The 23,967-nt window shown below is 74.0% G+C and carries 16 protein-coding genes and 1 rRNA gene; 7 read left to right on the forward strand and 10 right to left on the reverse strand.

The annotated features are described in order from the left end of the window. Nucleotides 1-78 precede the first annotated feature (78 nt). Both ABD358_RS19780 and ABD358_RS19785 read left to right on the forward strand, forming a co-directional pair. Nucleotides 79-723 carry an ATP-binding protein gene (locus tag ABD358_RS19780; RefSeq protein WP_344632409.1) on the forward strand — a complete coding sequence of 215 codons (645 nt, stop codon included), beginning with the start codon at nt 79-81 and terminating at the stop codon, nt 721-723. After that, nucleotides 720-1,097, forward strand: a complete 378-nt coding sequence (locus ABD358_RS19785) for a hypothetical protein (RefSeq protein WP_344632410.1) — start codon at nt 720-722, stop codon at nt 1,095-1,097. The genes ABD358_RS19780 and ABD358_RS19785 overlap by 4 nt, the downstream gene beginning before the upstream one ends. Here the strand turns inward: ABD358_RS19785 and ABD358_RS19790 are convergent. The 7 genes from ABD358_RS19790 to ABD358_RS19820 form a co-directional block, all read right to left on the reverse strand. Beyond that, nucleotides 1,081-4,227 carry a DEAD/DEAH box helicase gene (locus ABD358_RS19790; protein WP_344632411.1) on the reverse strand — a complete coding sequence of 1,049 codons (3,147 nt, stop codon included), beginning with the start codon at nt 4,225-4,227 and terminating at the stop codon, nt 1,081-1,083. The genes ABD358_RS19785 and ABD358_RS19790 overlap by 17 nt on opposite strands. A 73-nt stretch (nt 4,228-4,300) precedes the next feature. Then, nucleotides 4,301-5,455 carry a PrsW family intramembrane metalloprotease gene (locus ABD358_RS19795; protein ID WP_344632412.1) on the reverse strand — a complete coding sequence of 385 codons (1,155 nt, stop codon included), beginning with the start codon at nt 5,453-5,455 and terminating at the stop codon, nt 4,301-4,303. Between the two features lie 221 nt (nt 5,456-5,676). Beyond that, nucleotides 5,677-6,546, reverse strand: coding sequence for a tRNA (guanosine(46)-N7)-methyltransferase TrmB (trmB, locus tag ABD358_RS19800; RefSeq protein ID WP_344632413.1), 870 nt, complete (start codon nt 6,544-6,546; stop codon nt 5,677-5,679). A gap of 86 nt (nt 6,547-6,632) precedes the next feature. Further along, nucleotides 6,633-7,904, reverse strand: coding sequence for an alpha/beta hydrolase (locus tag ABD358_RS19805; protein ID WP_344632414.1), 1,272 nt, complete (start codon nt 7,902-7,904; stop codon nt 6,633-6,635). Nucleotides 7,905-8,041: 137 nt separating this feature from the next. Continuing rightward, nucleotides 8,042-8,449: a PPOX class F420-dependent oxidoreductase gene (locus tag ABD358_RS19810; RefSeq protein ID WP_344632415.1), complete on the reverse strand. Its 408-nt coding sequence runs from the start codon at nt 8,447-8,449 to the stop codon at nt 8,042-8,044. A gap of 126 nt (nt 8,450-8,575) precedes the next feature. After that, the gene (gene lhgO / locus ABD358_RS19815) at nt 8,576-9,811 is read right to left on the reverse strand and encodes an L-2-hydroxyglutarate oxidase (protein ID WP_344632429.1); all 1,236 of its coding nucleotides are present in this window, start codon (nt 9,809-9,811) and stop codon (nt 8,576-8,578) included. 181 nt (nt 9,812-9,992) lie between these two features. Then, nucleotides 9,993-11,459, reverse strand: a complete 1,467-nt coding sequence (locus tag ABD358_RS19820) for an NsdA family TPR-like regulatory protein (RefSeq protein WP_344632416.1) — start codon at nt 11,457-11,459, stop codon at nt 9,993-9,995. Between the two features lie 619 nt (nt 11,460-12,078). Between ABD358_RS19820 and ABD358_RS19825 the strand changes: the two genes are divergently transcribed. Beyond that, the gene (locus tag ABD358_RS19825) at nt 12,079-14,220 is read left to right on the forward strand and encodes an asparagine synthase-related protein (protein ID WP_344632430.1); all 2,142 of its coding nucleotides are present in this window, start codon (nt 12,079-12,081) and stop codon (nt 14,218-14,220) included. A gap of 228 nt (nt 14,221-14,448) precedes the next feature. Here the strand turns inward: ABD358_RS19825 and ABD358_RS19830 are convergent, their stop codons facing one another. After that, nucleotides 14,449-16,413: an NPCBM/NEW2 domain-containing protein gene (locus tag ABD358_RS19830; protein WP_344632417.1), complete on the reverse strand. Its 1,965-nt coding sequence runs from the start codon at nt 16,411-16,413 to the stop codon at nt 14,449-14,451. Between the two features lie 481 nt (nt 16,414-16,894). Then, nucleotides 16,895-17,725 (reverse strand): TetR/AcrR family transcriptional regulator, encoded by an 831-nt coding sequence (locus ABD358_RS19835; RefSeq protein WP_344632418.1) that lies wholly within the window; start codon nt 17,723-17,725, stop codon nt 16,895-16,897. Between the two features lie 378 nt (nt 17,726-18,103). Between ABD358_RS19835 and ABD358_RS19840 the strand changes: the two genes are divergently transcribed. Next, a complete protein-coding gene (locus ABD358_RS19840) occupies nt 18,104-19,438 on the forward strand; it encodes an NAD(P)/FAD-dependent oxidoreductase (protein WP_425576376.1) in 1,335 nt (444 codons plus the stop codon). 156 nt (nt 19,439-19,594) lie between these two features. Beyond that, the gene (locus ABD358_RS19845) at nt 19,595-21,313 is read left to right on the forward strand and encodes an ATP-binding SpoIIE family protein phosphatase (RefSeq protein WP_344632420.1); all 1,719 of its coding nucleotides are present in this window, start codon (nt 19,595-19,597) and stop codon (nt 21,311-21,313) included. On the opposite strand, the gene ABD358_RS19850 is transcribed toward ABD358_RS19845, so the two are convergent. Then, on the reverse strand, nt 21,301-22,626 hold the full coding sequence (locus tag ABD358_RS19850; RefSeq protein ID WP_344632421.1) for an MFS transporter: 1,326 nt from the start codon (nt 22,624-22,626) through the stop codon (nt 21,301-21,303). The two genes, ABD358_RS19845 and ABD358_RS19850, sit on opposite strands and share 13 nt — an antisense overlap. 137 nt (nt 22,627-22,763) lie before the next feature. On the opposite strand from ABD358_RS19850, the gene ABD358_RS19855 reads away from it, so the two are divergent. Both ABD358_RS19855 and ABD358_RS19860 read left to right on the forward strand, forming a co-directional pair. Continuing rightward, nucleotides 22,764-23,321 (forward strand): MarR family winged helix-turn-helix transcriptional regulator, encoded by a 558-nt coding sequence (locus ABD358_RS19855; protein WP_344632422.1) that lies wholly within the window; start codon nt 22,764-22,766, stop codon nt 23,319-23,321. A 562-nt stretch (nt 23,322-23,883) separates the two neighbouring features. After that, nucleotides 23,884-23,967, forward strand: a 16S ribosomal RNA gene (locus ABD358_RS19860); the annotation flags it as partial.

Raw genomic sequence — 23,967 nt, forward strand, 5'->3', positions numbered from 1 at the left:
CACCCGCTGCTACGCAGCGCACTCGGTCGGTCACTCAGCCGACGGGACTTGAGCGAGGACTTGAGGGGGACGGCGTCCATGGGTCTCAATCACTGCCTGCCGAGGAAGCGATGGGAGCTTCCCTTCCTGGCGGATCCGCGAGAAGTCGCAGGGCTGCGCCGCGTTGTGCGGAAGCACCTGGAACTCTGGGGAATGCCGGAGCTCGCCGACACGGCGCAGCTCTGCGTCAGCGAACTCGTCACCAACGTCATCAGGCACGTCGGAGCGGGTACGCCGGCCACGCTCGCTGTCTCCATGAACCGGACCCGCCTTCGCATCGAGCTGAGCGACCCCGACGTCCGTGCGCTTCCCACCCTCATCAGTGCATCGGACGACCAGGAGTCGGGGCGCGGACTGGCACTGCTCGACGCCGCGACGGCCGCCTGGGGCGTCGTGCTGCGGGAGGACTCCAAGGTGACGTGGTGCGAGTTGGACACCGATCTGACCAGCCCGAACGGTCACACCGGAGGAGAGCGCGTCACCAGGGCCGAGGCGCTCCTCACTCTCTACGGCAGCCAGGGAGGCGCACCCGACTCCCTGGCGGGTGCCGCTGCGCGGGAGGCCGCCGTCCACCTGATCACCGACGTCCTCCACTGGCTCCGCGCTCACGGCCACGATCCGGACACCGTCTTGGACCACGCCCAGACGCGCTACGAGACGACGCCGGCGGAGGCGGGCCGGTGAAGCCGACGGACGCCGCGCTCGCGGAGATCACCGCCGAGTTCTGCGACTCCGAACCGGAGCACCGGGACTCGGGCGACCTCTCCTTCCTCGTCAAGACAGCTCGACGCCATGGCCTTCTGGAAGGCGTCACCGTCCACGAACTGACTCCCGAAGCCTGCGGCGACGAGGCCTTCCTGATCACCGTCGAGATCGCCGACCGCATCACCGTCTCCTCCTCTCCGCTTCTCTGGAGGGAGATGGCACTCGGGGCCGACGACTTCGTACGGAGGCTGCTGGAACGGATCGCCCAGGTGGCAGATCGGCTCAGGGCCGACTTCGCCGCCGAGGCGGTTCTCAGAAGCGCACTGGAGCGCGCTGCTAGGCACCCCGAGTGACGGCCGTGTACGTCCACACGTCCGCCGGAAGGTCGTGAGCCAGCTTCCACACGATGCCCATGGGACGGCTGCCCTTGTGCGACACGTATTCGGCCGGGCCCAGCAGCATCCAGGGGCCGGGGCCGGTCTCGGTCGTCTTGAAGCGGCGGGCGAAGAGCAGGACGTGGCTCCCCAGCTCCTTGTGGCGCTGGTAGCGCTGCCCCACGGGAGAGGTCTCGGAGGTGCTCACCTGGGACTCCCAGTGGAAGTGGTCCCGGCTCAGGGCGTAGTCCTTGTACCGCGTCTGCGGCGAGAAGTCCTTCTCGTCCTTCTCCAGGGTGATGAGCAGGGCGTCGGTGCGCAGGTTCTCGCACCAGCGCACACCCTCCCGGAAGTTGACGGGCTTGGAGCCGTTCACGTCCACCTGCCCCAGGGCGGTCAGGATCTCCTCGCGGTTGTAGTACGCGTGGACGGTGAGAGGAAGGTCCGCGTGCACCCCGCTCAGCGGGATCGGGTAGTGCTCGGTGTGCTCCAGGTTGTACGCCAGGATCTGGCGCACCTCGTCGCGGAAGGCGTGCTGCCCGCGCAGGGACTCCAGCCCCTCGGCGTAACTGCCGAAACCGCCACCGTCCGGCCAGAGGGTGAAGAACAGCATCCGCGCATACGCCTGGTCCGCGGGGGACAGCGATGCATAGCCGGGTGCGTCGTCGCCCAGGAGGCGGGTGTAGGCGTCCACCCGCTTCGGATCGTCCGCGTGGAGGAACACCGAGGCGCGCTTCAGCAGGCCGTCCTCTCCCTCCGGTGCGGCGCCGGCCAGGAGGCGGGCGCGGCGCAGCAGCCCGGTCCAGGAGCCGTTGTTCCGGTAGAGCTCCCGCAGTTCCCGGCCGCTCTCCCGGAGGTACGCGGCGAGCCGGGGCTCGGCGTAGGACGCGACCTCACCGGCGAGCCGTGCGGAGTTGACTTTGATGTTGCTCTTGATGTTCGCCAGGATGCGTTCCTTCGACTGGCGGTCGAGAACGATCTGGCAGCCGGAGGGAAGCTGAGGGAAGTCCTCCTCCATGTGGCGGAGCAGCCGGGTCCTGCCGAGGTTGGTGAGCGCGCGGAACTGCGGCTCGAAACGGAACTCCCTGCGGTGCTGGCCGATGAAGTCCAGGACGGTGAGCACCGCCTTGTCCGGGGTGCGGCGCAGCCCGCGCCCGAGCTGCTGGAGGAAGACCGTGGCGCTGGCGGTGGGGCGCAGGAGCAGCAGGGTGTCGACGTCGGGGATGTCGACACCCTCGTTGAACAGGTCCACGGAGAACACCGCCTGCACCCTGCCGTCCCGCAGGTCCGCCAACGCCCGGGCGCGGTCCGGGGCGGGGGTGCTCCCGTCCACGGCGACGGCGTCGATCCCCGCCTGCCGGAAGCACTCCGCCATGAAATGGGCGTGCCGGACGGACACGCAGAAGCCCAGCGCCTTCATGCGCCGGGGGTCGGCCACCTTCTCCTCGACGGCCTTCACGACGAGCCGGGCCCGGGCGTGGTTGCCGGTGAAGAGGTTGTCCAGCTCCCCGGTGTCGTACGAGCCGCGCTTCCAGGTGACCGACTCCAGGTCGGTGCCGTCCGCGATGCCGAAGTAGTGGAAGGGGGAGAGCAGGTCGTTCTCCAGCGCCTCCCACAGCCGCATCTCGGCGGCGATGCGGCCGTCGAAGAACTCGTCCTGGACGTTGCGGCCGTCCATGCGCTCCGGGGTCGCCGTCAGGCCCAGCAGCTCGACGGGCTTGAAGTGGTCGATGACGCGCCGGTAGGTCGCGGCCGTGGCGTGGTGGAACTCGTCGATCACGATGACGTCGAAGTGGTCCGGCGCCAGCCGCTCCAGGGAGGAGGCTTTCGACAGCGACTGGACGCTGGCGAACACGTGCCGCCAGTCGCGGGGAATCGTGCCGCCGACGAACAGCTCGCCGAAATTCCCGTCGATCAGCACGTCCTGGTACGTCCGCAGCGACTGCTTGAGGATCTCCTGCCGGTGGGCCACGAAGAGCAGCGTGAGGTCCCGGCCGAGCTCGCGCCGCAGGGACCGGTAGTCGAGGGCGGCCATCACGGTCTTGCCCGTGCCGGTGGCCGCGACCAGCAGGTTCCGGCGGCGGTCGTGGACCTCGCGCTCGATGCGGAGCCGCTCCAGCATGTCCTGCTGGTGCGGGTACGGCCGCACCTCCAGGCCGGAGAGGCTGATGCCGTGCGCCTCGCCCTTCGGTACCCCGCCGCCGGCCTGGAGGAGCGCGTCGTCGAGCTGCTCGGCGTCGCGGTCGGGGTCGTAGGACTCGAAGGCGGGATCGTTCCAGTAGGAGTCGAAGGTCGCCTCGAACTTCCTCAGCACCGCAGGCGTCGCCACCGAGGACAGCCGGACGTTCCACTCCAGACCGTCCAGCAGGGCCGCCTTGGAGAGGTTGGAGCTGCCGACGTAGGCGGTGTCGAATCCGCTGCGGCGGCGGAACAACCACGCCTTCGCGTGCAGCCGGGTGGAGCGCAGCTCGTAGTTGACCTTCACCTCGGCGCCGAACTCGCGCACCAGGCGGTCCAGCGCATGCCGCTCCGTGGCGCCGATGTACGTGGTGGTGACGACCCGGATGGGGACGCCCCGCTCGGCGGCCTGCCGCAGGGAGTCCTCCAGTACCCGCAGCCCGTGCCACTTGACGAAGGCGCACAGCAGGTCGACACGGTCGGCCGTCGCCAACTCGGCCCGCAGTTCGTGCCCGAGGCTGGGGTCCTCGGGGGCGTTGGTGAGCAGCGCCGTGTCGGACAGCGGGGTGGCGGGGCGGGGCAGTTCGTAGACGCCCCTCGCCTCCTGCCGGACGACCGCGACGAGTTGCCGCGGACCCTCGGCGACCCGCTCGACCAGCTCCTGGACACCCTCCCGGGCGCCCAGGACGTCGAGTATCCGGTTGGCCTCCGCGACCCGGTCCTCGTGCGGCAGCTCCGCCAGCACCCGGTATGCGGCCTCTGCTATGTGGCGGGCCAGGACGTGGGGCGAGGACTGCTCGCCCACCCTTTTCTCGAAGGCGTGCCACTCGCCGTCCCGCAGTGCCCGCAGGCGCTCCTCCAGCCGGTCGGTGACCAACTGCTCGTACAGGCCCGGAACCGGCGTGTTCCGGGCGGCGGAGGTATCGGCCATGGGAGTCGCTCCCTGCTGGGACGGTGGGTCACGGCAGTTCTACCAGCAGGGACCGACACGGGCGCACGGGGAGTCAGCGCCGATGCACCGAGTACGGGGCGGCCCGGGCCGCCGTCGTCGTGGCGGGGGAGGCCAGGGGGCGGCGGCGCCAGAGGGTGCCCAGGAGCTCGCGTTCGTGGGCGAGGAACCCCGGCGGCGGGGCCCCGCGCTCCGCGCGGGCGCGGAGCAGCGCCAGGCACGCGGCCGCGCGCTGGTACTCGGCGACCGCGCGGGCCGCCCGCCGCCCGTACCGGCGGCGCGCCAGGTCGCGGGCGAGGGCGCGGGTGCGCAGGCAGGCCAGGGCGGACGGCTCGGGGTCCGCGAGCCAGCCGGCCGCCGCGTACTGGGGGAGCGTGGCGCGCACGGTGCGCAGTACGCGGCGGCGCGCCCAGAGCACCACCCCGGCCACCAAGCCCAGCACGGGCACCATGAGCAGGCCGTAGACGGCGAGGAAGACCTCCATCGGCCGGGTCGCCGCGCCGTTCCACACGGAGTGCAGCGCGATCGCCGCGGCCAGGCCCAGCAGCGGCAGCGCCGTACGCGCCGCGCGCCGGTGCCGGGCCACCAGGGCCGCGGCGCCGAAGCCCATGCCCACCAGCACCGTGAAGAGGGGGTGCGCCAGGGGCGCCATCACCGCGCGCTGGAGGAACGTGCCCAGCGTGGTCGACTCCAGACCGGAGTGCCCGAACGCCAGGTCGTCGCCGAAGGCCCGGCCCAGGTAGAGGATGTTCTCGGTGAAGGCGAAGCCCGTGGCGGCGACGCCCCCGGCGACGGCGCCGTGGACGATGCCGCCGAAGTCCCGCGGCCGGTGGAGGTACAGCAGCAGGACCGCGCCGGCCTTCGCCGTCTCCTCCACGACGGGCGCGATCACGGTGGTGCCCAGCGCGTCGGCCCGGTCGGGGGCGCGGGGGAGGACGCTGGAGGCCAGCCACTCGGTGGCGAAGCCGTTCACGGTGATCGCCACCAGCGTGGCCGCGCACGCGCCCCAGCCGAAGGCGAAGAGCAGGTGCCGCCGGGGTGTGGGCGCGGCCCGGTCGAGCCAGCCGAACACCGCGAGCAGCAGCGGAACGGGCAGGAGGGCCAGGCCCAGTCCGACGAGGAAGCCGTCGGATCCGGTCTGCTGGTGGACGAGCCCCAGGATCACCGCGCCGCACAGCCCGAGCAGCACCGTCAGCGCGGCCGTGCCCACGGCCGCGACGAGGCGCGTACGGACACGCGTACGTCCTGCCGGGACCACGGAAACCTCTCGGTGCACGTCAGGACCATAAGCACATCCGGGGCGGTGAGGGCCAGAGGCTGCCCGGCCGATCGTGTCCGGACCCGGAACGGGACGGACGCGCCGGCGGTCGCGGACGCGTCGGCCACGGGCACGCCCGGCGGCCTGGGCGCGTCTCCCGGGAGGCGCGCCCCTCAGGAGACGCGGCGGAAGATCAGGTCGTGGACGACGTGGCCCTTCTCCAGGCCCTGCTGCTCGAAGCGGGTCATCGGCCGGAAGTCGGGGCGGGGCGCGTAGCCGCCGTCCGGCTGGGTGTTCTCCAGCGCCGGGCAGCCGGTGAGCACCTCCAGCATCTGCTCCGCGTACGACTCCCAGTCGGTGGCGCAGTGCAGCAGCCCGCCCGGCGCCAGCCGGGAGGCGGCCAGCTCGACGAACTCGGGCTGGATGATGCGGCGCTTGTGGTGGCGCTTCTTGGGCCACGGGTCGGGGAAGAAGACGCGGACCCCGGCGAGGCTGCCCGGGGCGAGCATCTCGCGCAGCAGGATGATCGCGTCCCCGTTGGCGACCCGGACGTTGGTCAGCCCGAGCTTCTCGGCCAGCAGCAGGAGGTTGCCCTGGCCGGGGGTGTGGACGTCGGCGGCCAGCAGGCCGGTGCCGCGGTCGTCGGCGGCCATCTGCGCGGTGGCCTCGCCCATCCCGAAGCCGATCTCCAGGACCACGGGCGAGCCCGGCGGGAGGGTGTCGAAGAGCGCGTCGAGGTCCAGCCCGCGCTCGCCGTCGATCTCCAGGCCCCACTTCGGCCAGAGCCGCAGCAGGGCGTCGCGCTGGTTGGGGGAGACCCGGCTGCGGCGGGGCTGGAAGCTGCGGATGCGGCGTTCGTGGCGCTCCCCGGCCGGGTTGGGGGACGGGCCGGTCCCGTCGGGGAACATGCTCCCCCGGCGACGCTCGGAGGCCGGCTCGACGGCCTGCTCGGCGGCTGGTTCGGGAACCGACTCGACGGCCGGCGCGGCGGCCGGCTCGGGGAGACCCGCGGGAATCGTCTTCTCTGGCGCTTTCTCGGACACAGTGGATACGAGTGTACGGCCCGTCCGCGCGTCCGCCGGGCGGCCGGCGGACGCGCGGACGGGCGGGGCCGGGGGGACGCGGCCGGTCAGTCCCGGTCCAGGCGGGCGAACCAGCGCGCGTTGTGGACGATCGCCGCCGTGTACGTGCCGAAGTGGTCCGTGTCGCCGTGGTCGATCACCTCGGCGCGCACCCCGCGCCCGGCCAGCTCCTCCGCGCAGGAGCGGGCGTTGGCGGCCGGCACGTCGCGGTCGCCGCGGGAGGTGTGGAGCCGCACGGGGACGCGCGGCTTCCACGCGCAGACGCCGTCGTTGAGCCGGATCACCTCCGCGAGCGTGCCGGTGGGACGCTTCAGCCGCTCGTACCACTCGTCCGTCAGCAGCTCCTCCACCGTCCCGGGCAGCAGGCCGGCGATCTCCTCGTCGCGGTGGTCGTTGTCGAACAGCTCCTCGACGCGGTCCGCGTACGGGGCGCGGAACACCTCGCGCGGGTCGTCGTAGAGCGGGTGCAGCCGGTTCTGGGCGACCAGGAAGTAGGTGAGGTAGAAGACCGCGGACCCGCCGTCGATCCGCCCGTCGAACATCGCGGGCAGCTCCACGCCCCCGATGTCGTACGGCCCGGCGACCGGTGCCAGCGCCCGCGGCCGGAAGGACCGGTCCGCGCCCCGGGCCAGCTCCCGGCCCAGCGCCATGGCGACCTGCCCGCCCTGGGAGAACCCGGTGACGTACACCTCGCCGGTGAGCCGCCTGCCGTGCCGCGCGGCCGCGTCCCGGGCGGCGCGCAGCGCGTCCAGGGAGGCGGAGACGGAGGAGCGGGTGTCCACGTACGGGTGGGTGCCCGGGCCGGAGCCCAGCCCCAGGTAGTCCGGGGCGACGGCGGCGCGCCCGCCGGAGGCGTAGAGCAGGGCGGCGAGGGCGGAGAAGCTCTCCCCGGTGGAGGGCACGTACCCGCGGTAGGCGGTGGTGCCGTGCGTCTCGGAGACGGCGGCCAGCCGCGTCCCGCCGCCGTCGGGCAGGACGAGCAGGGCCGAGGCGGTGGTGGGCTTCCCGTCCGGGGTGACGGTCGCGTAGAGGAGACGGTGGGCGGTGACGCCGTGGCGCACGGCGGAGGCGTCCACCCCGTTCGCGGACAGGAGTTCCCGCAGCTCGCCCGGCGTCTTCCCCAGCAGGGGCGTGACGGACAGCAGCGTGCCCCGGGCGGGTTCGCCGTGCCCGGCCCGCGCGCTCCCCGGGGCGGCGGTCGCGGCGGGAGCGGTGGGGGCGGCCACCGCCGCGGGCGCGGCCGCCAGGGACAGCGAGAGGGCGACGGCCACGGCGGCGGCCGTCCGCCGGACGGCCCGTCGGGTCTGGTGTTCGCTCATACGGCGATCCTCGGCCGGAGGCCGGGACTCCGTAATACGGCCCGCTCCCGGACACGGGGTGGGGCTGCCCCCACTCCCGCCGGAGACCGTGCCCGCCGCCGAACCCCGGCGCCGAGCCCCGCCGCCGAGCCCCGCCCTCAGAACCGGCCGGTGACCCTGACCGGGGTGACGCGCACCACGATGCGCTCCCCGTCGTTCTCCGACGCCGGGTTGAACGTGGCGTAGTCCCGGCCCGTGTACTTCACCGACAGCTCGTTCAGCAGCTCCTCGGAGTCGTCGGGCGTGACGGTGGCGTCGCCGCGGACCTCCGCGTACACGTACGGGTTCTCCTGCGGGCTGATCATCACGGTGACGCGCGGGTCGCGGACGACGTTCCTCCCCTGCTGCCGGTCCGCGGTGGTGGAGAACAGCAGGTCGTCGCCGTCGCGCTTGATCCACACGACGGTCAGGTGCGGCCGCCCGTCGGGCATGAGCGTCGCCACGGTCGCGAAGGCACGCGATTCGTCGAGGTACTTCTTCAGGTCGTCCGAGAGCACGGCTGCCATGAGGGGTCCTTGGGTGCGAGGCGGTCGGGATGCCAACTCCATTACGCTGTGCGCCGGTTGAACATCCCGGAGACCGCCGGCATTCCACGGCGCCGCCCGGCTCCCCACCCGCCGGACCGGCCCGGCTCAGCGTGCCGCGTCCAGCGCCGCCAGCACCCGCCGCGCCACCTCGCGGCCGATCGGCAGGGACGCCGTCGCCGCCGGGGAGGGGGCGTTGAGGACGTGGACGGTGTGCGGGGCCTCGGTGATCAGGAAGTCGTCCACCAGCGTCCCGTCCCGCCCGACCGCCTGGGCGCGCACCCCCGCCGGGGCCGGGACGAGGTCGTCGGCGGACACGTCCGGCAGCAGCCGCCGCACGGCCTCGGTGAAGGCCGCCTTGGACAGCGAGCGGCGCACCTCGCCCGCGCCGTACCGCCAGTGGCGGCGGGCGATGTGCCAGGTGCCGGGCCAGCCCAGCACCCCGGCCAGGTCGCGGGGGCGGACGGCGGCCCACCGGTAGCCCTCGCGGGCCAGGGCCGGCACGGCGTTGGGGCCGATGTGGACCGAGCCGTCCACACCGCGCGTGAGGTGGACGCCCAGGAACGGGAACGCCGGGTCCGGAACCGGGTAGACCAGGCCCCGCACCAGTCCCGCACGGGCCGGGGACAGCTCGTGGTACTCCCCCCGGAAGGGGACGATCCGCACCGGTGGCGCGTCGCCGGCCAGCCGGGCCACCCGGTCGCAGTGCAGCCCCGCGCAGTTGACCATGGCGCGGGCCCGCACCACCGCACCCGCCGTCGTACGGACGGCCACGCCCACCCCGGGGCGGCGGTCCACGGCGGCCACCTCGGAGCCGTAGCGGACCTCCGCGTCCGCCGCCGCCGCCAACCGGGCCAGCTCGGCGGCCACCGCGCCGAAGTCGCAGACCCCGGTGGTGCCGACGTGGATGGCCGCCAGCCCGCTGACGTGCGGCTCGTACTCGGCGATCTGGGCCGGGCCCAGCTCCCGCACCGGAATGCCGTTCTCCCGGCCGCGCTGCACCAGCGCGTGCAGCCGGGGCAGCTCCTCCCGCTCGGTGGCGACGATCAGCTTCCCCGTCACCTGGTACGGAATGCCGTGCTCCGCGCAGAACTTCACCATCTCCGCCGAGCCCCGCACCGCGAACCGGGCCTTGAGCGAACCGGGGCGGTAGTACACGCCGCTGTGGATCACCCCGCTGTTGCGGCCCGTCTGGTGCCGGGCCGGACCCGGCTCCTTCTCCAGGACCACCACCCGCGTGCCGGGCCGGGCCCGGGTGAGCGCGTACGCCGCCGACAGGCCGACGATCCCGCCGCCGACCACCAGCACGTCGCAGTCGTACGCCGCGCGCCTCGCGGAAACCATGGAGGGAGCCGTGGAGACAGTGGACACGCCTTCCATCATGGCCCGCACCGCTGACAGCCAACCCCCGAACGGCCCACGGTGTGACCCGTCCGGCGATCCGCCCGGACCCCCTCCGGGGCCGCTGCCGCCCCCACTGGGACCGTCCGCATCCCGCCGGGACCCGTCCGCGCCGCGCCGGGGATCACGCCGGCGCGGCCAGCAGAGGCCGGGCCCGCTCCCGCAGCTCCACCACGCGCGGCTCGTCGCCGTACGGCTCCAGCCGGTGCAGCAGGTCCCGCACGTACTCCTTCGTCCGCGCCGAGGAGATCCGCCCCGCCACCTCCACCGCCCGGGTGCCCGCGGCGCAGGCCGCGTCCAGATTGCCCGACTCCAGCTCCGCGACGGCCGACACCACCAGCCGCAGCCCGTGCGAGCGGACGAACTCCTCCGTCGGCCGCGACAGCGCCTGCTCGGTGAACCGGCGCACCTGGCGCGGCGCGTTCAGGTCGCGGTAGCACTCGGCGGCGTCGGCGGCGAGCCGGTCGTAGGAGTAGAAGTCCAGCCAGGAGGGATCCGGGTCGCCGTCCCGCGAGCGCTCCAGCCAGCCCTCCGCCGCCGCCAGCGCCGTACCGCAGGCCGCCGCGTCGCCCGCCTTGGCCTGGGCGCGCGCCTCCACCAGGTGGAAGAAGCTCATCGTGCGGGCCGTCGCCAGGCCCCGGTTGCGCTCCAGCGCGGCCTGCGCCAGGTCCACGCCCTCGTCGGCGAACCCCCGGTACGTCGCCTGGAGCGACATCGAGGCCAGGACGTACCCGCCCAGCGGCACGTCCGCCGCCGCCCGCGCCAGCCGCAGCGCCTGGATGTAGTAGCGCTGCGCGGCCTCCTGCTGGCCGGTGTCGAAGGCCATCCACCCGGCCAGCCGCGTCAGCTCGGCGGTGGCGCCGAACAGCGCGCGCCCCACCTCGTCGCTGTAGGAGCCCAGCAGCAGCGGAGTGGCGTCCACCCGCAGGCACTCGGGCACCATCGACGAACGCCAGTCGCCCCCGCCGTACTTGGAGTCCCAGCGCCGCGCCGCCTCCGCCGCCTCGCGGAGCTTCGCCACGTCGCTGTGCCCGACGCGCAGGGACGTCGGGACCGGCGGAGGCGGCGCGGCACCGGAACCCGCCTTCTCGTCCCGGGACTTCACCAGGGCCGCCGCGTCCCGCGCCACCGAGCTGTCGGCCGGCTTGATCAGCCAGCGCGAGGTGGGCACCGCGTAGGCGCTCACCGAGAACGACCCCGCCAGCGACTGCCAGACGCCGCCGCTGCCCCGCCGCCCGCTCTGGTCCAGCCGGTACAGCTCGGTCGCCGACCGCACGGCCGCCCCCACGTCCCGGGGGAAGGCCAGGCCCACCTCCGGCGCGGGATCGGCGTCGGCCAGCCCGATCTCGTGGAGGGGAACGGGCCGCCCCAGCTTGCTGCCGATCGCGGCGGCGATCAGATGGGGGGCGACCCCCTGCGGCACCATGCCCTTGGAGACCCACCGGGCCACCGAGGTCTTGTCGTAGCGGAGGTTCAACCCCCTCTGCGCGCCGAGGTCGTTGACCCGGCGGGCGAGGCCGGCGTTGCTGATTCCCGCGAGGGCGAGAACGGCGCCGAGTTTCTCGTTCGGCCCGCGTGGCTCCCTGGACATGCGCACCCCTGACACACAGCCGACGGCCGCCCCGCACCGCACCCGCGGGGCGCTCGTCAACCCAGCGTAGTTCGCCGCATCCCTACCGTTAAGGGGCGTCGTCGGGGATGGCGGGATTCGTCCCCGCACAGGAAAGCGCGAACGACAGTGCGCGGACGAGCGCGCGGACCGCCCGGAAGTACGCCGCGCATGCTCCCCCGGCGCGTGCTCCGGGCGTGTGCCGATGCGCCTGGCCGTGCGCTCTGTGCGGCGCGGAGGGGAAGCGCTTCCATGGGTATCGCGTGGGTCGGTCCACTGCGCAGGAAACAGTGGGCTGGGGGAACACCGCCGTTCCATTCCCCGCGGGCGGCGGTCCGGTCCGGGAGGCGGCGCTGCCTCCCGGACTGCCGGCAATGTTTCGCACGGCATACCCCACAGCGGATATTTGGCCGAATGCCGTTGTCCACGACGGAAGTTCCGGCAACCGGCACGGCGTCGCGGCGCGACGCCGACGCCCGCGCGTCCGCGCTCCCGTGCGCCTCTTGCACGCCCATCCCGTGGCAGCATGGTCCGCAAACGACGGCGGCCCCGGCAGCCCGCGTCCGCCGACGACAGCTCGATGGCCCATGCGGAGGCGGCGATGCGGTGGTTGGTCGGATGGGCCGCAGACAACGCGCACGGCGCGAGCGCCACCGCGGCCCGGCCCGGGCACACCATCCAGCCGGTCGGCGCACGGCTGCTGTGGGACGGCCCCGACCCGCTGTGGGCCGTCGGCGACTGGCGGCCCGACGAGGTCCGCCTCGTCGAGGCCGACAGCGGCAACAGACTGGCGGTGCTGGGCTGCTGCGGCGCGTCCGACGACGAACTGCGCACCGCCCTGTACGCCGCCCGCGGCGGAGCCCTCCGCCACCTGACCGCCTGGCCCGGCAGCTACACCGCCGTGGTCCGCATCGGACGCCGCGTCACCGTCACCACCGACCTCGCCGGGGCCCGGCCCGTCTTCCACACCCCCTGGGCGGGCGGCACCGCCTACGCCACCGCCGCGCTGCCGCTCGCCGACCTGATCGAGGCACAGCTCGACGTCGGCCACCTCGCCGCCCTGCTCGCCTGCCCCGACGCGCCCGAGGCCCTGGGCGACGGCACCCCCTACACCGGCGTGCACCGCGTACCGCCCGGACACGCGCTGATCATGCGCGACGGCCGCAGCCGCGAGACCGTCGGCTACGAACCCGCCGCCCCCACCGTCGTCGCCGCGCCCCCGGTGGACGCGGACGACGCGGTCACGGGCGTGCGCGAGGCACTGGTGGAGGCCGTGCGGGTGCGGCTGGCCGCCCCGCGCCACGCGCCCGTACCCGACCTCGACAGCCTCGACCCCGGGCCGATCCCCGGCATGGGACCGGCACAGCGCCGCGCGGGCCGCCCGCTGAGGGGACCCGCGCCCGGCATCGGCGCCGACCTCTCCGGCGGCAGCGCGTCGGCGACGCTCGCACTGCTGGCCGCCGGACTGCCCGGAGTGCCCGGCACCGTCCACGGCACACCGGGGACGTCGGCGGGCGAGCGGCTCCTCGCCGTCACCTTCAACGACCTGACCCTCGGACCCCGTTCGGGCCGCGAGGCCGAACTGGAACGCGCCCGCGGCATCGCCGAGAACCCCCGGCTCCACCACGTCGTCGTCGCCGCGGGCGAGGAAGCCCTGCCCTACGCCGGCCCGGACGGCGGGTCGCTCCTCGACGGCCCGCTGACCGACGAGCCCGGACCCTCGCTGATCACCGCCGAGCGGCACCGCAGACGGCTGGCCGCCGGCAGCGCGGACCACCTGGCCGGCTACGGCGCCCGCCAGGTCCTCGACGCCCACCCGGCCCGGCTGGCCGACCTGCTGCTCGACCGGCGCCGCCGCCACCTGCTGCGGCCGGTCACGGCACTCGCCCGGGCCGAGGGAGCGCCCGGACGGGCGGTGCTCGTCCCGCTCACCGTCTACCGGGCGGCCCGCAGACTGGCCCGCACCCCCTACCGGGACGGAATGCTGGAGGCCGCACGGCGGCTTCGGGAACGCGACATCGCCTGGAACACCGGGCCGGACGGCGCGCCCGGAGCGCTCGACGCCTCACTGGCCGCCCTCGCCTGGTGCCGCCCCGGGCCCGCCGCTCGCTGGCTGACGGGAGAGGTGCTCGCCGAAGTATCGATTCGTCTGGAGCGGGCGGCCCTCCGCCCGGTGCCCGGAGAGACCGGCACACGCCCCGGGGAGCGGCGGGCGCGGGCCGCGCTCGCCCGGCTGGCGGCCGACCACCGGGTCCTCGAACAGGCCGCGGAGGTACGCAGCCAGCGGCTGCACGCGCCCTTCCTGGACAACCAGGTCGTACGGGCCTGCCGCGCGCTGCCGGAGGCCCTGCGCGTCCAGCCGGGGGCACGGGCGTCCGTACTGCGGGCCGTCCTGGCGGGGGCGGGCATCCACGACCTGCCGCCCGGCTGGGGCACCCCCTCCCAGGCGACGCAGGTGGCGGCCGTACGAACCGGACTGCGATCCCGGGTCGACGACCTCGTCGACCTCTTCGACGCGCCCCTGCTCGCCGACGCCGGTCTGGTCGAGGCCCGCGTCGTGCGCAAGGCGCTGCGCGCGGCGGCCGGGGGCGAGCCGCTGCCGCTGGACGGGCTGGCGGAACTGGTCTCCACCGAGGTCTGGCTGCGCCGGCTGCTGGCCCGCCGCGGAAGCTGCTGGACGGGCACGGCCGCACCGCGCCAGCGCGCGGTGGCCGGGGGAGTGCCGCAACGCCCGAGCCTGTGAGCCGTGTCCCCTGGGCGGGACGTGGGGCAGGCGCGGGGCGGAGGGCGTCCGGCGAGGACACGGGGCACGGACATGAGGTACGGACACGGGGCGGGGACATGAGGTACGGGCACGGGGCGGGGCCCCTCCGGCGGACGCGGGACGGATGCGGGACATCCGGCGGGGCGCGGGACGGATGCGGGACATCCGGCGGGGCGCGGGCCGAGGCGGGGGAACGCGGGGACCCGCTCAGCCGCAGGTGATCCGCGCCTGGGCCCAGTCCGCCAGCGCCACCGCGTCCAGAGCGGTGCGCGGCTCGACCACCAGCCGGAGCGTCCTGCGACCGGTGAGGGAGACATGGACCGGCACCGGGGCGTCGCCCCGGCGGACCATGTCCGACTGCCACAGCCGGACGCCGTCGCCGTAGACGGAGAAGCGGACCGCGGCCGGGATCGCCGTCAGATCGTCCACCCCGACGAGGGCGTCGAGCGCCGTGCAGGAGCCGCCCAGATCGACCGTCAGGACGGAACGGGCGCGCACCGTCACACCGGAACCCCGGTCCCGTCCGGCGATCCACAGGCCGGAGCGCTTCCACATCCAGTCGCTCTCACCGCCGCGCACGGTGGGCCTGTCCGCTCCGGCGGCGTGCCGGGGCAGCCGGTCGAGCCGGTGGACGGCGGAGGAGGACGGCGCCGGCGAATCCGGGGGCGTCGGCGCGGGCGGCTGCCCGGTCGGCGGGACGGCGCCGGGGAAGGACGGGCCTGTCCCCGGTGGGGGCTCCTGCCCGGCCCGTGGCGCGGCCCCCGGCGCGGACGGGGAACCGGAACCGGGGAGCACCGGTACCGGCCCGGCGCCGGATCCGGCACCGGCCTCGGGGGCCGGCCCGCGTTCCGCGGAACCCCTTGCCGACTCCGACGGCGTCACGGTCAGCGTCTTCGAACTTCCCGCCTTCGCGTCCGCCGCCTCCGTCCCGGAGGCCCCGGACGCCTCGGGCCCGCTCGTCGCCGGAGGACGCGACTCCGGCTGCGGGCCGCGGGGCCGCTGGCCGTCCGCGATCAGCGCCAGGGTCAGCGCGGTGGCCACGGCGGCGGCCATCACCCCGGCCGTGACACCCGCCTTGGCCGTGGCGCCCAGACCGTCGAACACCGCGGAGCCGCTTGCGGCCGCGCCGCCCGCGCCCGCCGGACCGACGGGACCCATCAGCCCCACCGGTCCCACAGCACTCCCGGTGTCCACCGGCTCCCCGGCACGCGCCGCCGGGACAGCGGTACGCCCCCGGGCCCCGGCATCGGTGAGAACACCCGCGAAGGCGCCCGGGGCTGTACCGGAAGCGGTGTCGGGGAACGGGTCGGCGGAGACGCCCGCGACGGTACCGGCGGAGGCCTCCACGACACCGCCCTCCGTACCGGAGTACACGTCCGCACCCCACCCGACGACCGCCACCGGCAGCAGGCGGCGCAGCCGGTCGCAGACCTCCTTCGTCCCCAGCGCCGCCGACCGGCAGTCGGCGCACAGCTCCAGATGCCGGCGAAGCCCCAGGTCCAGCCGCGCCCGCAGGGCCCCTCGGGCGTACGTCCCCAGCCGGGCGGCGTGGCGCGCGCAGTCGCCGGACGCCGTCCGCGACCGGCCGACGTGCGCCTGGAGGTACGCCTGCCGCAGACCCTCCCGCGCCCGGTACACCAGCATCGCCGCGGCGTCCGCGGTCAGGCCCAGCAGCGGAGCCACGTCCTGCGGCGACTCGCCCTCGACCACGGTGTGCCACAGCGCCGTCTGCCACCGCTCGGGCAGGCCTCGGAAGGCACGCACCACCGTCGACCGTTCGGCCTCCCGCATGGCCCGCGCATCGGCGTCCGGCTCGAAGTCCGACTGGCAGTCCGACTGGCAGTTCGACTGGAAGTCAGGCTCGGAACAGCCGTCGTTCCCCGAGGAATCGGCCGACACCGCGAACACCGCGAAGCCCTCGGCCAGCCGCTCCCAGCCGCCCGTCCTCCCCCAGCCCGCCGCCACTGCCCGGACGGCCGTCAGCAGGTGGACGCGCACCGCCGTGCCGGAGTCCGGGCCGTCGGGAAGGGCGGGCAGGGTCCGTGCGAAGACCTCGTCCGCCAGGTCGCCGGCGGCGGCCCCGTCCCGGCAGCAGCGGCGGACGTAGCGGAGGACGGCGCCGGCGTGCCGCCGGTGGAGCTCCTCGTACGCGCCGGTGTCGCCACCGTGCACCCGCGAGACCAGCTCCGCGTCGCTCGGGGGCCTTTCTCCCGCATCCGCCCGCCGAGGCGCCCCCGCCCGCTGCGCCGTCGCGGCACGTCCCGGCCGGGCCGAGCCGGGCCCGGAGACCGCGGGGCGGGGGGAAGCGGCACCGGGCGCGGCCCTCCCCGGGGCGTCCGTCCCGTCCAGGCCCTCCGGACCGGCGGGCCCCTCCCGTCCCTCAACACCCAAAGCGAGCACCCCCGTACGCACCGTTCCCAGTGAACACCGGCACAGCGTGGCACAGCGGTGACCGCGCGATCTTCGGCGTGCGCCTCAATCACTCATCCGGGGCGATGAATCGCAAAACGGTGCGCAGGCAATGCACTCATGAGGTAGGGGAGGTATCGGGAGGTCCGACGGCGACGTTTCGAACATGACCGAAAATCGCCCTGGAAACCGGACCGGATCAGGTGCCCGACCGCCTCCGTCGGCCGCCGGGCCGCCCGGGCCCTCAGACCCCGGCGGGCTTCGCCGCCCGGGGCCTGAGCCCCTCCAGCAGGATGTCCAGCAGCCGCTCCGAGGCCGCCGCCTGCTGCGCCGGATTCGGCAGGGAAGGAGCCGCCGTCGCTATCACCAGCAGCACGTCCGCGACCGTCACATCCGACCGCAGCTCACCGGCGTTCTGCGCCCGCTCCACCAACCGGCCGACCACATCGAGCAGTTCGGCGACTCCCGCGTCGTCCTCGGAGTCCCTCCGGGCGGACTGAGCCGACTCCGCCTCCGCGACGTGCCGGTCGTCCACCAGCCGCAGCCCCGGCTGCCCGTGGCCGTCGCTCCCCGCCGTGTGCGCCTCCCCGGAGACGGCGCCCGCCGTCCCGGCTTCCCCACCGGCGAACGAGCCGACCCGGAGTATCCGCGGAGGCAGCAGCCGACCGGCTCCCGAGGCCACCGAGGCGCGCAGGAACCTGGAGAGCGCCGGCCACGGCTCCTCCTCCTGCCGCAACGCCGCCCGCGCCTGCTCGGTCAGCCGCGCGGTCTCCTCCTCGGCTATCCGCCTCACCAGTACGTCCTTGCTGGGGAAACGCCGGTAGACCGTGCCGACCCCGACCCGCGCACGACGCGCAACGTCCTCCATCGGGGCGCCGTACCCCGACTCGCCGAAGACCTCGCGGGCGGCCCGCAGCACGTGCTCCAGATTGCGCTGGGCGTCGACCCGCAGCGGAGTGGTGCGCCCGCCTCCCCCGGCGCTCCCGCCGCCGACCGCGTCCGCCGCGCCGTCACCCACGGACGGATCCACGGCGGCGGTCGACCAATGAGAGCCCTGAATGCCCTGAATATGCATGTTGTATTCCCCCGGTAATGGCAGTCTCCCCCCGGAGACTCCCCGCCCTTGCCGTCGGAGCACGGTCGGACTACGCCCCGACGCCCTACGAACATAGTTGACCCCGGGCGGCGGGAGTAGGGGGTTGTTCCGCCACCTCCGGACCCGAACGGAGCACATTTCCCTCGCCTCCCCCACCGCCTCCCGGAAACGGCCGGCAAACCCCGGTGACCAGCGGCGATGCCATGCCCTCAAGGGAATCGCACACCCCGGAAGCGAGTCCTCCTCCGGTCATACGATCCCCCGGGCCTGTGGACAAACCTCCGTCCGCGGGTGCGTCATGGACAGGTGACGAAGGAACCCGCGCGCATTCTCGTGGTCGGCGGAGGCTACGTCGGCATGTACACCGCCCTGCGCCTCCAGCGGCGCCTGAGGAAAGAGCTGAGGCGCGCGCGGGAGGGGCGGGGCGGCGTACAGGTCGTCGTACTCGCCCCGGACTCCTACATGACGTACCAGCCCTTCCTGCCCGAGGCGGCCGCCGGCTCCATCTCACCCCGCCACGTCGTGGTGCCCCTGCGCCGCGTCCTGCCCCACTGCAGGGTCGTGACCGGCGAGGCCAGGGCCATCGACCACGCCCGGCGCGTGGCCACCGTCGAGACCCTCGCCACCGAGCAGGCGGGCTCCGGACCCGTCGAGATCCCCTACGACGAACTCGTCCTCGCCCCCGGCTCCGTCTCCCGCACCCTTCCGGTTCCCGGACTCGCCGAGCACGGCATCGGTTTCAAGACGGTCGAGGAGGCCATCGGGCTGCGCAACCACGTCCTCGAACAACTCGACATCGCCTCCTCCACCCGCGATCCCGACGTCCGCGCCGCCGCCCTCACCTTCGTCTTCGTCGGCGGCGGCTACGCGGGCGTCGAGGCCCTCGCGGAGCTGGAGGACATGGCCCGCTACGCCTGCCGCTACTACCACAACATCCGCCCCCGGGACCAGAAGTGGATCCTCGTCGAGGCGACCGACCGCATCCTCCCCGAGGTCGGCGAGGCGATGGGCCGCTACACCGTGCGCGAACTGCGCCGCCGCAACATCGACGTACGTCTGGAGACCCGCCTGGACTCCTGCGAGAACCGCGTGGCCCGGCTCAGCGACGGATCCCAGCACCCCTGCCGCACCCTCGTGTGGACCGCGGGCGTCAAACCCCACCCCCTCCTCGCCGCGACCGACCTTCCGCGCGACGAACGCGGCAGGCTGCGCTGCTCCGCCACCCTGCGCGTCGACGGCGTCGACCACGCCTGGGCCGCCGGCGACGCGGCCGCCGTCCCGGACCTGACGGCCGGAGACCCCGGGGGAGAACAGCCCCGGGAGTGCGCCCCCAACGCCCAGCACGCGGTGCGCCAGGCCCGCCTGCTGGCCGACAACCTGGTGGCATCGATGCGCGGGGAGGAGCCCGAGGAGTACCGGCACGCCTACGCGGGCTCCGTCGCATCCCTCGGCCTCCACAAGGGCGTCGCCCACGTCTACGGCCGTAAGCTCAGGGGCTACCCCGCCTGGCTCCTGCACCGCGCGTACCACCTGAGCCGGGTGCCGACGGCCAACCGCAAGACGCGCATCCTCGCGGAGTGGACGCTGGCCGGGCTGTTCAAACGTGAGATCGTCTCGCTCGGCTCACTGGAGCACCCGCGCGCCGAGTTCGAACTCGCCGCGGGCACCGGCCGCCATCCCGAAGGACCCTGACGGATGTCGGTGCCGTCGGTCACACTGGTCGTGTGACCATGGGTGGGCCCGTGTCGGCGGGGGAGCCGCCGGCGGGCGCGGTGGACACGGCGGGCACAGCAGGCAGGACAAGCACAGGCACAGCACACGCATCGGAATCGGATCGGACCGCACGCAGTGAACTTCACGCGCTGGAGCGCTCGGCTGCCCGGCACACAGCGACGCACCGCCGCCCGGGCGGTGCGACGGCAGCGCAAGGCGCCGGCCGCCTCCCCCGCCGCCGTCCCGGCGGCCAGGGAAGAGCGGGACGGGCAGGGGAAGCACGGCGACTCGCCCGCTCCGGCCGACGGCGGGGCGAGACGCAGCATCGAAGCCCTGTCCGCCCACGACCTGCTCGGACACCTTCCGGCCCTGGTCGCCCTGGTCCACGGCCCCGACCACCGCGTCGCGTTCGTCAACGGCGCCTATGCGGCCGCCTTCGGCCCGCGGAGCCCTGGCGCGCCCGCCCGCGAGGCCCTCCCGGAGCTGGCCGAACTGGGCCTGCTCCCCCTGATGGACCAGGTCCTGCGCAGCGGCAGGCCCCGCACGGTCAAGTCCCGCCGGGTCCCCGGCGCCCCCGGCCGCAAACGCCCGGGCTACTACACCTTCACCTGCACTCCCATCGAGCTGGCGGACCCCGAGCCGCAGCGCGGCATCCTCGTCTTCGCCGCCGAGGTGACCGACCAGGTCGAGGCCGCCGAACGGCTGCGCGCCAGCGAACGGCGGCAGCGCGAGGCCGCCGTCACCCTCCAGCGCAGCCTCCTGCCGCAGCAGCTCGAACAGCCCGACGACCTGCGGGTGGCCGCCACGTACCGGCCGGGCGGCACCGAGGCGGCCGTCGGCGGCGACTGGTACGACGTCATCACCCTGGGCGCGGGCCGCACCGCGCTGGTCATCGGGGACGTGATGGGCCGGGGAGTGCGGGCGGCCGCCGTCATGGGACAGCTCCGCACCGCCGTCCGCGCGTACGCCCGCCTGGACCTGCCGCCCCACGAGGTGCTCCAGCTCCTGGACGGGCTCGCCTCCGAGATCGACCCCAACCAGATCGCCACCTGCCTCTACGCCGTCCACGACCCCAACGAGGGCCGCCTGGCGTACGCCTCCGCCGGCCACCTGCCGATCCTCGTCCGCGACCCGGACGGCACGGTCCACCGCGCCGACGCGTCCACCGGCCCCCCGCTGGGCACCGGCGGCTGGCTGCACACCTCCGCCTCGGTCCCCTTCGGTCCGGGCTCCTCCGCCGTGCTCTACACCGACGGCCTGGTGGAGCGGCGCGACGCCGACATCGACCAGGGCATCGAGGCGCTGGAACGCGCCTTCGCCGGGGCCGCCGGCGGTCCGCAGGTCGTCTGCGACCGGCTCCAGCGCGCCCTGGGCATCACCGCCGCGCACGACGACGACGTGGCCCTGCTCGTCCTCCAGCACCCGGTCCGCGCGGGCCACGAGGCCGAGCTGTTCCACAACGCCGCGCTCGACCTCCTCGGCGGCGTCGAGGCCGCCCCGCGGGCCCGCGCCTTCGCCTCCGGCGTCCTGACGAGCTGGCGCTTCCCCGCGGACCTGCACGACCTGGGCGTACTGGCCGCCAGCGAACTGGTGGCCAACTCCCTCCAGCACGGCACCCCGCCGATGTGCCTGCGCCTGCGCCGCACCGACCGCCGCCTGATCATCGAGGTGACCGACGGCGACGACCACCTGCCGCGCCGCCGCCGGGCGGACCCCGCGGACGAGAACGGCCGCGGCATCTCCATCGTCGCGACCATCGCCTCCGCCTGGGGCTCCCGGCGCACCCCCGGCGGCGGCAAGGCGGTGTGGTGCGAGTTCGTCCTGCCCGAGGCCGTTCCGGATCAGGCGGTCTGAACGGGGACGGCCGTCCGGGACGGCTCGCCCGCGCCGGCCGGTCCGGCCGGCTTGGAGGAGGCGACCACCACGGTCCGCAGCGGATCGTCCTGCGCGGCGGTCAGCCGGCGTCCCAGCAGCAGGGCCAGCACGGTGATGCCGAGGGAGCACAGCACCAGCATCACGATGTACGGCACGTGGAGGGTGGCGGCCATCGGACCGCCCACCGCCGGGCCGATCGCCAGGGCCAGCTGCTTCACCAGCGCGAAGGCGGAGTTGTACCGGCCCACCATCCGGGGCGGCGCCAGGTCCGCCACCAGTGGTGCCACGGTCGGCGACAGCATCGCCTCGCCGAGGCCGAACAGCGCGTACGTGGCGATCAGCGCGGCGACGGCCTGCGCATGCCGCTCGGCCACCAGCCCGGACACCCCGGCCGCCAGCCACGCCACCGCCCAGATGAGCCCGACCACCGCGATCACCCGGCTGCGCCGCCGCCGTTCCACGATCCTCAGCACGGCGAACTGCGCCAGCACGATCACGGCGGTGTTCGCGGCGAGCGCGGCGCCCAGCGTCGCCGGGGAGACCCGCGAGACCTCGACCGCGTACGCGGACAGACCCGACTCGAACTGCCCGTAGCAGGCGAAGAACGTCACGAACCCGAGCACGCACAGCGTCACCATCGCCCGGTCGGCCAGGATCGACGGGCGGCCGCCCGGCTCCGGGGCGCCCTCCTCGACTCGCCCGACGCCGCCTCCGGCGTGCGACCCCTTCGGCATCCGCACGGTCGCCACGGTCACGCCCAGGAGCACGTACATGGCCGACTCGATCCCGAACAGGAGCAGGAACGACGCGGGCCGCTCCGGATCCACGACCATCCCGCCCAGCAGGCCGCCGATGCCGAGCCCGAGGTTGTTGAGGAAGAACTGGGTGGCGAAGGCACGTGACCGCGTCGCCGTCGTGGAGCACCACACGATCATCGTGGCGAGCGCGGGCTGGATCACGGCGAGGCCGGCGCCGAAGACGACGGCGGACGCGAAGATCGACGCCACACCGCTCGACAGCGCGATGCCGAGCGAACCGGCGGAGGCGAGAAGCGTCCCCGCGACGGCGACGGGCAGCGGCCCCCTCCGGTCGATCGCACGCCCGGTGAAGGGCAGTACGACCAGCGCGGCCACGGCGAAGAGGGCGAGCACCACTCCGGCGGTACTCGCGCCGAGGCCCCGTACCTGCGCCACGTAGATGAACAGGAACGGGACGGTGAAGCCGTTGCCGAACGCGCTCAGTGCGTTCCCCGTCTGGATCCGGCGCAGCGCTGTGCCCGTCGTGGTGGTCACACTCACCTACCTCTGTGTCTGACTGATCGAAGAACCGAAGGATGGGACAGCCCTCACCCTTCGAAACTAAAGTTCGATGCTAAACAGTACACAGGGAAAGTCTTCGATGTGAATGAGTTTCGTGTCATACTCCGGCCATGCCCGAGCAGCCCTCGCCCGATCGGGGCCACGAGCCCACGCTGGACGAGCAGATCGCCATCTACCAGCGTGAGTACGGCGACCTGGATCCCCAGGTGGAGAAGGTCGTCAACGCGCTCAGTCGCCTCGACCGCCGCATGAGCGTCGCCTACGGGCGCCAGCTCGCCACCCTGGGTCTCACCCAGGCGGAGTGGGAGGTGCTGAAGGAGCTGGTGATGGCGGGCCGGCCCTACCGGCTCGGCCCCGGGGCCCTCGCCAAACGCCTGGGACTCACCCCGGCCGCCATGACCCACCGCATGGACCGCATGGCCGCCGCCGGCCTGATCACCCGGGAACGGGACGAGAGCAACCGCGTCCGGGTCATCGTGGAGCTGACGGACGAGGGGCGCGAGAAGTGGCTCCAGGTGATGAGGATGGCCTCCGCCTTCGAGGAGGACCTGCTCCAGGACCTCTCGAACGAGGAGCGCGGCACGCTGGGGGAGCTGCTGACGCGCCTCCTGCGCCGGGTGGAGGACACCCAGCCGGACGCGGACGGCCGCCTCAGCGACCTGGACTGACCGCCCCCTCCCGCCGGTTTGACAGCCCTGGGGTCGATCCGTAGGGTTCTTCGAGTTGTCAGGGGCCGGAACGGTTTCCTGGCGGCCCTTCTGCCACGTCCGGTGGCGACCACTCATACAGCGTGAACCCCCTTTTCCGGGGGTGAAGTGCGGCCTGCCGCATTTCTTTTCCGGACCGGCCCGATTGGGCGCCGGACAGGAAATCCGCTACGGTGGGGAAAGCGCCGGAAACGGCGCGGCAGAAAAAGGCAGGAACCCGCCGGCCGGGGATCGGAGACCGAAAAGGGATCTGATAGAGTCGGAGACACCGAAGGGAAGCGCCCGGAGGAGCCCCGGAAGGGGAGCCGAAGGAAGCGTCCGTTCCTTGAGAACTCAACAGCGTGCCAAAAGTCAACGCCAGATATGTTGATGCCCCGTCCCGAACCCGCCGTTTTGGCGGGGACTTCGGGTACGAGGTTCCTTTGAAACACACAGCGAGGACGCTGTGCACCCCGGGATGATTCCTCCCGGCGGTGCCGCTCTTGGCGAATGCCCCGCCCGCTGCGGCGCGCGGGGGAAGACATTCACGGAGAGTTTGATCCTGGCTCAGGACGAACGCTGGCGGCGTGCTTAACACATGCAAGTCGAACGATGAACCTCCTCCGGG

The organism is Streptomyces glaucosporus (genome assembly GCF_039533345.1).
Lineage (GTDB): Bacteria > Actinomycetota > Actinomycetes > Streptomycetales > Streptomycetaceae > Streptomyces > Streptomyces glaucosporus.

Bases quoted from the DNA above. Each gene is read 5' to 3' on its own strand.
- ABD358_RS19780 (WP_344632409.1), top strand. From the start codon at position 79: ATGGGTCTCAATCACTGCCTGCCGAGGAAGCGATGGGAGCTTCCCTTC.
- ABD358_RS19790 (WP_344632411.1), bottom strand. From the start codon at position 4,227: ATGGCCGATACCTCCGCCGCCCGGAACACGCCGGTTCCGGGCCTGTAC.
- ABD358_RS19805 (WP_344632414.1), bottom strand. From the start codon at position 7,904: ATGAGCGAACACCAGACCCGACGGGCCGTCCGGCGGACGGCCGCCGCC.
- ABD358_RS19810 (WP_344632415.1), bottom strand. From the start codon at position 8,449: ATGGCAGCCGTGCTCTCGGACGACCTGAAGAAGTACCTCGACGAATCG.
- lhgO (WP_344632429.1), bottom strand. From the start codon at position 9,811: ATGGTTTCCGCGAGGCGCGCGGCGTACGACTGCGACGTGCTGGTGGTC.
- ABD358_RS19820 (WP_344632416.1), bottom strand. From the start codon at position 11,459: ATGTCCAGGGAGCCACGCGGGCCGAACGAGAAACTCGGCGCCGTTCTC.
- ABD358_RS19825 (WP_344632430.1), top strand. From the start codon at position 12,079: ATGCGGTGGTTGGTCGGATGGGCCGCAGACAACGCGCACGGCGCGAGC.
- ABD358_RS19835 (WP_344632418.1), bottom strand. From the start codon at position 17,725: ATGCATATTCAGGGCATTCAGGGCTCTCATTGGTCGACCGCCGCCGTG.
- ABD358_RS19840 (WP_425576376.1), top strand. From the start codon at position 18,104: ATGTACACCGCCCTGCGCCTCCAGCGGCGCCTGAGGAAAGAGCTGAGG.
- ABD358_RS19855 (WP_344632422.1), top strand. From the start codon at position 22,764: ATGCCCGAGCAGCCCTCGCCCGATCGGGGCCACGAGCCCACGCTGGAC.